Source organism: Streptomyces sp. NPDC008139, assembly GCF_042957025.1.
Classification (GTDB): domain Bacteria; phylum Actinomycetota; class Actinomycetes; order Streptomycetales; family Streptomycetaceae; genus Actinacidiphila.
The window spans coordinates 56,156-66,382 of the sequence record NZ_JBIBHM010000022.1 but is presented as its reverse complement, the minus strand read 5'-3'; the positions used below and the strand labels follow the sequence as shown (position 1 = coordinate 66,382).

Here is a 10,227-nt window from a genome sequence, read left to right as displayed (position 1 = left end):
GGGTTGGGGGGGCGCCCCCGGGTCCGGGGCGGGGGGGGGGTGTGCCCTGGGTGGGGCCCGCCGCCCGCCGCGACTCGGGGGGGGCCCCGGGGGGCCCCCCGCCCCCACCGCCCTGACCAGTCAGTTCAACTAACGGGCCGCGCCGGGATGTCAGCTACAACCGCTCGTCGATCCGCAGCCCTCGCACAGGTAGCAGCTCCCCGCGCGGCGCATCTTGGTGCCGCAGGAGAAGCACAGCGGCGCGTCGGCGTTGAGGCCGAGCTGGATCTCCAGCAGTTCCGTGGAGTTGTGCGCTTCCTTGGGTGCCGGTACCGCCGCCGCGCCCGCTTCGGGCTTGGCCACGGCCAGCGGCTTACGGGGTTCGGCCTCGCGGACCTCGCGCGGCGCGGACTGCGCCAGGCCCTCGACGTCGACCTCTTCCTCGGCGGCCTCGTAGGAGCCGGTGTCCAGGTGGCGCTGCCGCTCGGGCGCGGAGTGGATGCCCAGTGCGGAGCGGGTCTCGAAGGGCAGGAAGTCCAGCGCCAGGCGGCGGAAGATGTAGTCGACGATCGACTGCGCCATCCGTACGTCCGGGTCGTCGGTGAGACCGGCGGGCTCGAAGCGCATGTTGGTGAACTTCGAGACGTAGGTCTCCAGCGGGACGCCGTACTGCATGCCCACCGAGACGGCGATGGAGAAGGCGTCCATCATGCCCGCGAGGGTGGAGCCCTGCTTGGACATCTTGAGGAAGACCTCGCCGAGGCCGTCGTCCGGGTAGGAGTTCGCCGTCATGTAGCCCTCGGCGCCGCCGACCGTGAAGGACGTGGTGATGCCGGGACGGCCCTTGGGCAGGCGCTTGCGGACCGGACGGTACTCGACGACCTTCTCGACTGCGGCGGGCGCCTCGGCGGCGGCCTCGGCCGGCTTCTCGTCCTTCTTCTTGGCCGAGAGGGGCTGGCCGACCTTGCAGTTGTCGCGGTAGATCGCGAGCGCCTTCAGGCCGAGCTTCCAGCCCTCGAAGTAGACCTCCTCGACCTCTTCGACGGTCGCCGTCTCCGGCAGGTTGACCGTCTTGGAGATCGCGCCCGACAGGAACGGCTGGGCGGCGGCCATCATCCGTACGTGACCCATGGCGGAGATCGCGCGCTCACCCATGGCGCAGTCGAAGACCGAGTAGTGCTCGGGCTTCAGACCGGGGGCGTCGATCACATTGCCCTGCTCGGCGATGTGGGCGACGATCGCCTCGACCTGCTCGGCCTGGTATCCGAGCCGCTTGAGGGCCGCGGGCACCGTGTTGTTGACGATCTGCATCGAGCCGCCGCCGACGAGCTTCTTGAACTTGACCAGGGCCAGGTCCGGCTCGACGCCCGTGGTGTCGCAGTCCATCATCAGGCCGATGGTGCCGGTCGGCGCGAGCACCGACGCCTGCGCGTTACGGAAACCGTTCTTCTCGCCCAGCCGGACGACGTCCTGCCAGGCCTCGGTGGCCGCGGCCCAGACGGGGGTGTCCAGGTCGTCCACGCGGGTGGCGGCGCCATTGGCGTCGGAGTGCTGCTTCATGACGCGCTTGTGGGCGTCCGCGTTGCGAGCGTAGCCCTCGTACGCGCCGACGACCGAGGCCAGTTCGGCGGAGCGCTTGTAGGAAGTGCCGGTCATCAGCGAGGTGATGGCACCGGCGAGGCCGCGACCGCCGTCGGAGTCGTACGCGTGGCCGGTTGCCATCAACAGCGCGCCGAGGTTGGCGTAGCCGATGCCGAGCTGGCGGAAGGCTCGGGTGGTCTCGCCGATCTTCTGGGTCGGGAAGTCGGCGAAGCAGATGGAGATGTCCATCGCGGTGATGACCAGCTCGACGACCTTGGCGAAGCTCTCGGCGTCGAAGGACTGGTTGCCCTTGCCGTCGTCGCGCAGGAACTTCATGAGGTTGAGCGAGGCGAGGTTGCAACTCGAGTTGTCGAGGTGCATGTACTCGCTGCACGGGTTCGAGGCGGTGATCCGGCCCGTCTCCGGCGAGGTGTGCCAGCGGTTGATCGTGTCGTCGTACTGGATGCCCGGGTCGGCGCAGGCCCACGCGGCCTCGGCGAGCTTGCGGAAGAGCGCCTTGGCGTCGACCTCCTCGATGACCTCACCGGTCATCCGGGCGCGCAGCCCGAACTTCGAGCCGGACTCGTACGCCTTCATGAACTCGTCGTTCACACGGACGGAGTTGTTGGCGTTCTGGTACTGCACCGACGTGATGTCGTCGCCGCCCAGGTCCATGTCGAAGCCCGCGTCGCGCAGGGCGCGGATCTTCTCTTCTTCCTTGACCTTGGTCTCGATGAACGCCTCGACGTCGGGGTGATCGATGTCCAGGACGACCATCTTGGCGGCGCGGCGGGTGGCGCCGCCCGACTTGATGGTGCCCGCGGAGGCGTCCGCGCCGCGCATGAAGGAGACCGGTCCCGAGGCGTTGCCGCCGGAGGAGAGCAGTTCCTTGGAGGAGCGGATCCGGGAGAGGTTCAGGCCGGCGCCGGAGCCGCCCTTGAAGATCATGCCCTCTTCCTTGTACCAGTCGAGGATCGACTCCATGGAGTCGTCGACGGACAGAATGAAGCAGGCGGAGACCTGCTGGGGCTGAGCGGTGCCGACGTTGAACCACACCGGGGAGTTGAAGCTGAACACCTGGTGCAGCAGCGCGTAGGTCAGCTCGTGCTCGAAGATCTCGGCGTCCGCGGGGGAGGCGAAATATCCATGGTCCTCGCCCGCCTTGCGGTAGGTGAGCACCACTCGGTCGATGAGCTGCTTCAGGCTCTTCTCGCGCTTGGGGCTGCCCACCGCGCCGCGGAAGTACTTGCTGGTGACGATGTTGACCGCGTTCACCGACCAGGAGTCGGGAAACTCGACGCCACGCTGCTCGAAGTTGATCGAGCCGTCGCGCCAGTTGGTCATGACGACGTCACGGTGCTCCCAGACCACTTCGTCGTACGGATGCACGCCGGGGGTGGTGTGGATGCGCTCGATGCGCAGACCCTTGCTCGCCTTGGATCCCTTGGTACGGGAACCGCGTGCCGGGCCGCTCGTCGTCTCTGTCATTCCGCCTCCCTATACGGGCGAAAACGCCCTAATGTGCGCGGATCTTCCCGCAACACGGTGATGTCTGCCGCCTCGGCGCACCTGGCGCTCCGGCAAATCTGTGGGTCCCGCCGTTCCGCTCAGTCGGCGGCGACTGCGGGCGCGGGGACTCCGAGGTCCTCGTCGAGCCCGCCGGGAGTGGTGGGTGGCAACTGCTCGCGCAGCTCCGTGATGGCCGTCTCGAAGTCCTCGAGCGAGTCGAACGCCCGGTAGACCGACGCGAAGCGCAAATACGCGACCAGGTCGAGGTCCTGAAGCGGACCGAGTATGGCCAGTCCCACGTCGTGGGTCGACAGCTCGGCGCTGCCGGTGGCCCTGACCGCCTCCTCGACGCGCTGCCCGAGCTGGGCGAGGGCGTCCTCGGTGACGGGGCGACCCTGGCATGCCTTGCGCACGCCCGCGATCACCTTGCTGCGGCTGAAAGGCTCGGTCACTCCACTGCGCTTGATGACCATCAGTGACGCGGTCTCGACCGTGGTGAAACGGCGACCGCAGTCCGGGCACTGCCGACGGCGGCGGATCGAGGTGCCGTCATCGGTGGTGCGGCTGTCGACGACGCGACTGTCGGGGTGCTTGCAGAAGGGGCAGTGCATGGTTCCCGGCTCCCTTCCTCACCCGCGGTGAGCGCACGACAAAGTGGCCTTCGGGGAGCCTTGCCGGCCCCTCGAAGCAGTCCCAAGCATAGGCGATCCCGCGGAGTTTGGGGCCGCCGGCCCCCTGCGAAACCACTACGGGTGGTGGCTGGTGCATATACAACCACTAGATCTGGGGGCGGCGGACAAACACCGCCGCTCCGCGTGTCGCACTTGCGGCCGGAGGTGAGCCTAGGGGAAGTGTCGTGACGGCCCGCCGCCGGGGCACGGGTGGCAGACTGAGCCGCATGGAGCCCCCAGGACACTCGGCAGGCCGTAGATAATCGAACTTCCATTCGACCAATACACCCGATACCTTGATCACGTCAGCGGATTTACGCAGATTCACTCGAACGTGTGTTTGGCGCAACCTTTCGAAACCCACTACCGTTGTACTAACTGCCCGCGACTGCGAAGCGGGCCGGCCGCAGTCCATGCGGTGGGAGAACATCGAAAAGGGGCCGCCGTGACCACCACCGCAGACAGCGCCACATTGACCGCCCATGACCGCTCCCAGGATCGGATCGGCCCGTTGGACGTGACAGGCGAAGACAACAGCCCGAAGCCCGCACGATCGCTCCCCGGGCGGCCCCCCGGTATTCGTGCCGACAGCTCCGGGCTCACCGAGCGGCAGCGGCGCGTCATCGAGGTCATCAGGGACTCCGTGCAGCGCCGCGGATATCCGCCGTCCATGCGCGAGATCGGCCAGGCCGTCGGCCTGTCCAGCACGTCCTCGGTGGCCCACCAGCTCATGGCCCTGGAGCGCAAGGGCTTCCTGCGCCGCGACCCGCACCGTCCCCGCGCGTACGAGGTCCGCGGCTCCGACGGCGGCCACCCGCAGCCCACCGACACGGCGGGCAAGCCCTCCGCCTCGTATGTACCGCTCGTCGGCCGGATCGCGGCGGGCGGCCCGATCCTCGCCGAGGAGTCGGTCGAGGATGTCTTCCCGCTTCCCCGCCAACTGGTCGGCGACGGCGAGCTGTTCGTGCTCAAGGTGGTCGGCGACTCGATGATCGAGGCGGCAATCTGTGACGGCGACTGGGTGACGGTGCGCCGTCAGCCCGTCGCCGAGAACGGGGACATTGTCGCCGCGATGCTGGACGGCGAGGCCACGGTGAAGCGCTTCAAGCGGGACAACGGCCACGTGTGGCTGCTTCCGCACAATGCGGCGTACCAGCCCATCCCCGGCGACGAGGCGACGATCCTCGGCAAGGTGGTGGCGGTGCTCCGCCGGGTCTGACCGACCCCAACGAACGGGCCCCGGGACCTCTGCGCCGGTTCCGGGGCCCCGCCATGCCCGCTGAGCGGCCGTCCTCCTGTCGGCTGAGCCGCACGACTCCCCTGTCAGCCGCCGGCCTGAAGCCCCGCTCCGGTCGGCCCTGTCCCCGCCCTGTCCCCGTCCTGTCAGCCGACGACCTCCGCCGTCGCCGCCGCGTCGATCGCCGCCAGAGAACGCCGGACCTGATTGCGATCCGTCGTGTACCAGAGGTCGGGCATCGAGGACCGCAGGAAGCTGCCGTAGCGGGCGTTGGCCAGCCGTGGATCGAGTACGGCGACCACGCCGCGGTCGCCCATCGCCCGGATCAGCCGTCCCGCGCCCTGCGCCATCAGCAGGGCCGCGTGGGTGGCGGCGACGGCCATGAAGCCGTTGCCGCCGTGCTCCTCGACCGACTTCTGCCGGGCGCTCATCAGCGGGTCGTCCGGCCGCGGGAACGGGATCCGGTCCATCACCACCAACTGGCAGTTCACACCCGGCACATCGACGCCCTGCCACAGCGAGAGCGTCCCGAACAGACACGTCTTGGCGTCCTGCGAGAACGTACGGATCAGCTCACCGAGCGTCTCCTCGCCCTGGAGCAGCACCGGGTGGTCCAGGCGGCCCCGCATGGCCTCCGCGGCGGCCTGGGCGCCGCGCATGGACGAGAACAGCCCGAGGGTACGGCCGCCGGCCGCCTCGATCAGCTCGGCGAGTTCGTCGAGCATGTCCTCGCGGTTGCTGTCCCTGCCCGGCTGGTTGAGGTGCCTGGCGACGTAGAGGATGCCCTGCTTGCGGTAGTCGAAGGGCGAGCCGACGTCGATGCCCTTCCACTGGGGGACGTCCTCGCCCTCGGTGCCCTCGGGGGCCAGGCCGAGCGACGCGGCCACCCCGTTGAAGTCGCCGCCCAGCTTGAGGGTGGCGGAGGTGAGCACCACCGAGCGCTCGGTGAAGAGCTTCTCGCGCAGCAGTCCGGACACGCTCAGCGGGGCGACCCGCAGCGAGGCCCCGTACCGGTCGTGCCGCTCGCACCACACCACGTCGAATTCGGAGCCGAGCACCAGCCGCTCGCTGACCTCGTGGATGTGCTCCACCGCGGCGAGGGCCTGCTTGCGGACCGCGTCCTCGTCCTGCACGGACTTGTCGCGGGTGTCGCCGATGGCGGTGATGACCTGGCGGCAGGCGTCGCGCAGCGCCGCGAGGACGTACCCCAGATCCTCGGGGATCTCCTCCAGGCGTCCCGGCAGGGCCAGCTCCATCACGCGCTCGAAGCCCTCGGCAGCGGTGAGCAGGGCGTCCGCGGCCTTCTCGTTGACCAGCCGGGACGCGCGCTTGACCGCGCGGTTGACGGCGCCCGGGGACAGCTCGCCGGTGGCGACCCCGGTGACGCGGGAGACCAGTTCGTGCGCCTCGTCGATGATCAGGACCTCATGGCCCGGCAGCACCGGGGCGCCCTCGATGGCGTCGATCGCCAGCAGCGCGTGGTTGGTGACCACCACGTCGGCCAGTTTGGCGCGCTCGCGGGCGGCCTCGGCGAAGCACTCGGCGCCGTAGGCGCACTTGGTGGCGCCCAGACACTCGCGCGAGGTGACCGACACCTGGCTCCAGGCTCGGTCGGAGACGCCGGGGGTGAGGCCGTCCCGGTCGCCGGTCTCGGTCTCGTCGGCCCAGTCGCGCAGCCGCAGCAGGTCCTGGCCGAGCTTGCTGGTCGGCGCGGCGGCCTCGAAGGGGTCGAAGAGACCGTCCTCCTCGTCCTGCGGCACGCCCTCGTGCAGGCGGTGCAGGCACAGGTAGTTGGAGCGGCCCTTGAGCATCGCGTACTGCGGCTCACGGCGCAGCAGGGGCTTCAGCGCGTCGACGGTGCGCGGCAGGTCGCGCTCGACGAGCTGGCGCTGGAGCGCGAGGGTGGCGGTGGCCACCACCACGCGCTCGCCGTGGGCGAGCGCGGGCACCAGATAGCCGAGCGATTTTCCGGTGCCGGTACCGGCCTGGACGAGCAGATGGGACTGGTCGTCCACGGCGGCCTCGACGGCTTGGGCCATGGTGACCTGACCGGCCCGCTCGACACCTCCGACGGCGGTGACGGCGGCGTGCAGCAGGTCGGTGAGCGCGGGTGGGGGCGTGGCAGTCATAGGGAGGCAAGCCTAGAGGGCCGCACTGACATCGCCGTCCGCGCCGGGTGCCGCGGATCGTTCGGCGGACCGTTCAAGTCGGGCGGTGATAGCTTCTGGACACATGCCGTTCGAGCGCCGCCTGACTCTGGATGCCTCCGCCGCGGAATATGTGATCGACGTCGCGAATGTGGTCCGTGAACCGGCGCTCGGCGGGGAACGGGCGGCGGATCTGGCCCGGTTGTCGGGTCTGCTGGACGCGCTGGCGGAATTCACCCGCGATCCCGCCGTCCAGGTGTACGCGATCACGGACCGCTCCCTGCTGACCGACGGCCGTCTGACGCCCGAGGAACGGCAGAGCCTGGACCGCTGGTATCTCGAAGGGCTGCTGGAGGTCCTGCCGCGGGCGGACGACCGCATCCTTGAACTGGCCGACGCGCTGGAGCTGCGGGTGGTCAGCGCGGACAATTTCCTGGACTTCCACCGCGCCTATCCGTGGATTCCCGGCAACCGGGACCGTTTCCTGCGGCCCTTCCTCCAGCCGGACGGCGTGATCGGCGTACGGCCGCGGATCATGCCGGTGCCTCCCGAGTGGCAGGTCTCCCGCAAGGAGGAGGAAGGGCTGCTCCTGGAGGCGGGCGTGTACCGGCGCTGGGACCGGTCGGCGCACCGGGCGGTCCTCAGCCGTGACTGGCGCTGTCCCGAGGCCGACTGCCCGCTGTTCGGCGCCGCCGACCGGCCGAGCACCGCCCTCCCCCGCCGCCGGAAATCCCAGGTTCTCTGCCCGACGCACGGGCTGCCCCTGGCGGACGCGGGTCCCCGTCCGTCCCGCGCGCAGGTGAAGGTGGTCATGGACGGGACGGTGCGGGGCCGCTTCATGGTGACGGCGGGCGAGCCGCTCGCGGTCGGCCGGGCGCCCGCCGACGGCGGTGTCGTCCTCGGCACCTGGATCGACGACACCGAGGTCGAGTCGGTGAGCCGTACCCATGTGATGGTCAGTTACGACGGCACAGGGCTGAGCGTGGTGGACGAGCGCAGTGCGAACGGCACCTGGGTGCGGCGCCGCCGCCCGACAGGTGACGAGTTGGTGCCGCTGCCGCACGGCGCGCTGTGGCATCTGCGCCAGGGTGATTCCGTGGTCCTGCACGAACGGCTGGAACTGCTGCCCAGCGGCCGGCAGTTCGTCTTCGAGGAGGACCCGGCGGAAGGTACCGTCGGACCGCGGGTGAGCGCGGACGCGGCGGGTCCCACCATGATGGCCGTACCGTGGCCGCCGGGGCAGGCGCCCGGGTGAACCGGGCCGCGACGGCGAACGAACGGGGACGAGGACGACGTGTCGGGGGAGATCGGGATCGGTACGGTCCTCAGCGACCGGTACCTCCTGGAGGAGTCGCTGGGCGGCGGCGGATACGGGCAGGTCTACGCGGCTCTCGACCAGAGTCTGGGGCGGCGTGTCGCGGTGAAGGTGCTGACGCTGCGCGCCGATTGGGGCGACGGCGAACGTGACGAGCGCCAGGGCCGGTTCCGCAGGGAGGCGATGGCCGCCGCCGCGCTGAGCCATCCCAATGTGGCCACCGTCCATGACGCGGGCGAGCACCGGGGCAGGCCGTTCATCGTCATGGAATTGCTGCGCGGCGCGGACTTCCGCCAAGTGCTGCTGGACCGCGGCGGACTGCCGGTGGCCGATGTCATCGCCTATGGCGCGCAGATCAGCGCCGGGCTGCGGCACGCGCATGAGCGCGGGCTCGTCCACCGGGACATCAAGCCGGAGAATCTGATGCTTCTCCCGGACGGCGCCGTCAAGATCTGCGACTTCGGTCTGGTGGCGCACCGCGACGACAGCGCCACGCGGTACACCGATCCGCGGGCGGTCATGGGCTCACCGCCGTACTTCTCGCCCGAGCAGGCGCGCGGCGCCGAGGTGACCGCGCGGTCCGACCTCTATTCGCTCGGCTGCGTGCTGTACGCGATGCTCGCCGAGGGGCCGCCCTTCTCGGCCGGGACGTCCGTGGGATACGCGTACATGCACGTCCACGAGGCGCCGGAGCCCATCGAGCGGAGGCGCCCCGAGGTGCCCGCCGGACTCGCGCGCCTGGTGCACCGGATGCTCGCCAAGAAGCCGGACGACCGGCCCGCCGACGCCGGGGAGGTGGCCGAGCGGCTGCGTGCGCTGATGCGGCCCGCTCCCGTACGGCGCAGTCCCACGGTGCTGGACCGGAGCGCCGGCCATGTGCTGTGGGCGCTGCTGGAGGATGCCGAGGGGCTGCTCGCCGCGGACCGGTTCACCGACGCGGACGAGCGCTACTGGCAGGCGCTCCAGCACATCACGCGCCAGGGTGCGGAAAACGAGGCCGCACCATTTGCGGCGCTTTTCGGCCGGGCGCGGGCCCTGGAGGGTCTGAACGGCACGGCCGCCGTCGTCCGCCGCTTCGAGGAACTGTCGGCCGACGCCGCGGAGGCGCTGGGCCCCGAGCACCCGCTGGCCCGTTGTATCGCCGCCTACGCGGAGGTCAGAGCAGTACGCGGACGGTGACGTCGGCGGCGAGCCGGAGGGTGTCGCCGGGCCGTACGGGCGCCCGCTCGCCGGGCGCGAGCCGGTAGCCGTGGACGAAGGTGCCGTTCGTGGAGCTCTCGTCGGAGATCCAGGCGGAGCCGTCGGGCTCGACGCCGACCGTGGCGTGGATACGGGACAGATTGTCGTGCGCGGCGAGGAAGGGCACGGCGGGGCAGTACTTCGGGTCGCGGCCGAGCCGGATCGAGTTGGCCGGCTCCACCGGGACGATCTCGCCGCTGGGGAACCGCAGCCTCAGCGCCCGCGGCGGTGCGTCCCTGCGCGTCTCCAGGGGTCGGGGCAGCGCTCCGGGGATCACGTTGATCACCCGGGTGTGTTCGGAGTCGGCGCCGTGGGCGCTCGGCAGCAGCGCGGTCGGTTCCGCGGGTGCCTCCAGGGCGGCTCCCTGCGGCGGGGTCTGCGCGGCGCGGGCCGCGGCCATCAGCGCGAAGGGCACGAAGCAGCCCTGGCAGAGCAGTTGTCCCGGCCGCACGGCCGTACCGCACTCCGGGCAGGGCTCGGCGCCCACTGCCTCCCGCATGCCCGCCCCCACCTTTCCGCGGTGATTCCCGTACGCGTTCCGTACAGGAT

The 10,227-nt window shown here is 70.4% G+C and carries 7 protein-coding genes; 3 read left to right on the top strand and 4 right to left on the bottom strand.

From position 1 onward, the window contains the following. Window positions 1-150: 150 nt before the first annotated feature. Both ACFZBB_RS32960 and nrdR read right to left on the bottom strand, forming a co-directional pair. Window positions 151-3,048: a vitamin B12-dependent ribonucleotide reductase gene (locus ACFZBB_RS32960; protein WP_391130333.1), complete on the bottom strand. Its 2,898-nt coding sequence runs from the start codon at window positions 3,046-3,048 to the stop codon at window positions 151-153. A 119-nt stretch (window positions 3,049-3,167) separates the two neighbouring features. After that, the gene (nrdR, locus tag ACFZBB_RS32955; protein WP_366567504.1) at window positions 3,168-3,680 is read right to left on the bottom strand and encodes a transcriptional regulator NrdR; all 513 of its coding nucleotides are present in this window, start codon (window positions 3,678-3,680) and stop codon (window positions 3,168-3,170) included. Window positions 3,681-4,185: 505 nt separating this feature from the next. Between nrdR and lexA the strand changes: the two genes are divergently transcribed. Beyond that, window positions 4,186-4,959, top strand: coding sequence for a transcriptional repressor LexA (gene lexA, locus ACFZBB_RS32950; protein WP_355338227.1), 774 nt, complete (start codon window positions 4,186-4,188; stop codon window positions 4,957-4,959). Between the two features lie 164 nt (window positions 4,960-5,123). Here the strand turns inward: lexA and ACFZBB_RS32945 are convergent, their stop codons facing one another. After that, window positions 5,124-7,106, bottom strand: a complete 1,983-nt coding sequence (locus tag ACFZBB_RS32945; RefSeq protein WP_391130330.1) for a helicase C-terminal domain-containing protein — start codon at window positions 7,104-7,106, stop codon at window positions 5,124-5,126. A gap of 103 nt (window positions 7,107-7,209) precedes the next feature. Between ACFZBB_RS32945 and ACFZBB_RS32940 the strand changes: the two genes are divergently transcribed. Further along, a complete protein-coding gene (locus ACFZBB_RS32940; RefSeq protein WP_391130327.1) occupies window positions 7,210-8,379 on the top strand; it encodes an FHA domain-containing protein in 1,170 nt (389 codons plus the stop codon). Window positions 8,380-8,418: 39 nt separating this feature from the next. Next, window positions 8,419-9,618, top strand: a complete 1,200-nt coding sequence (locus ACFZBB_RS32935) for a protein kinase (RefSeq protein ID WP_391130324.1) — start codon at window positions 8,419-8,421, stop codon at window positions 9,616-9,618. Here ACFZBB_RS32935 and ACFZBB_RS32930 read toward each other — a convergent pair. Then, the gene (locus ACFZBB_RS32930) at window positions 9,596-10,177 is read right to left on the bottom strand and encodes an FHA domain-containing protein (protein WP_391130321.1); all 582 of its coding nucleotides are present in this window, start codon (window positions 10,175-10,177) and stop codon (window positions 9,596-9,598) included. The two genes, ACFZBB_RS32935 and ACFZBB_RS32930, sit on opposite strands and share 23 nt — an antisense overlap. Between the last annotated feature and the right edge of the window lie 50 nt (window positions 10,178-10,227).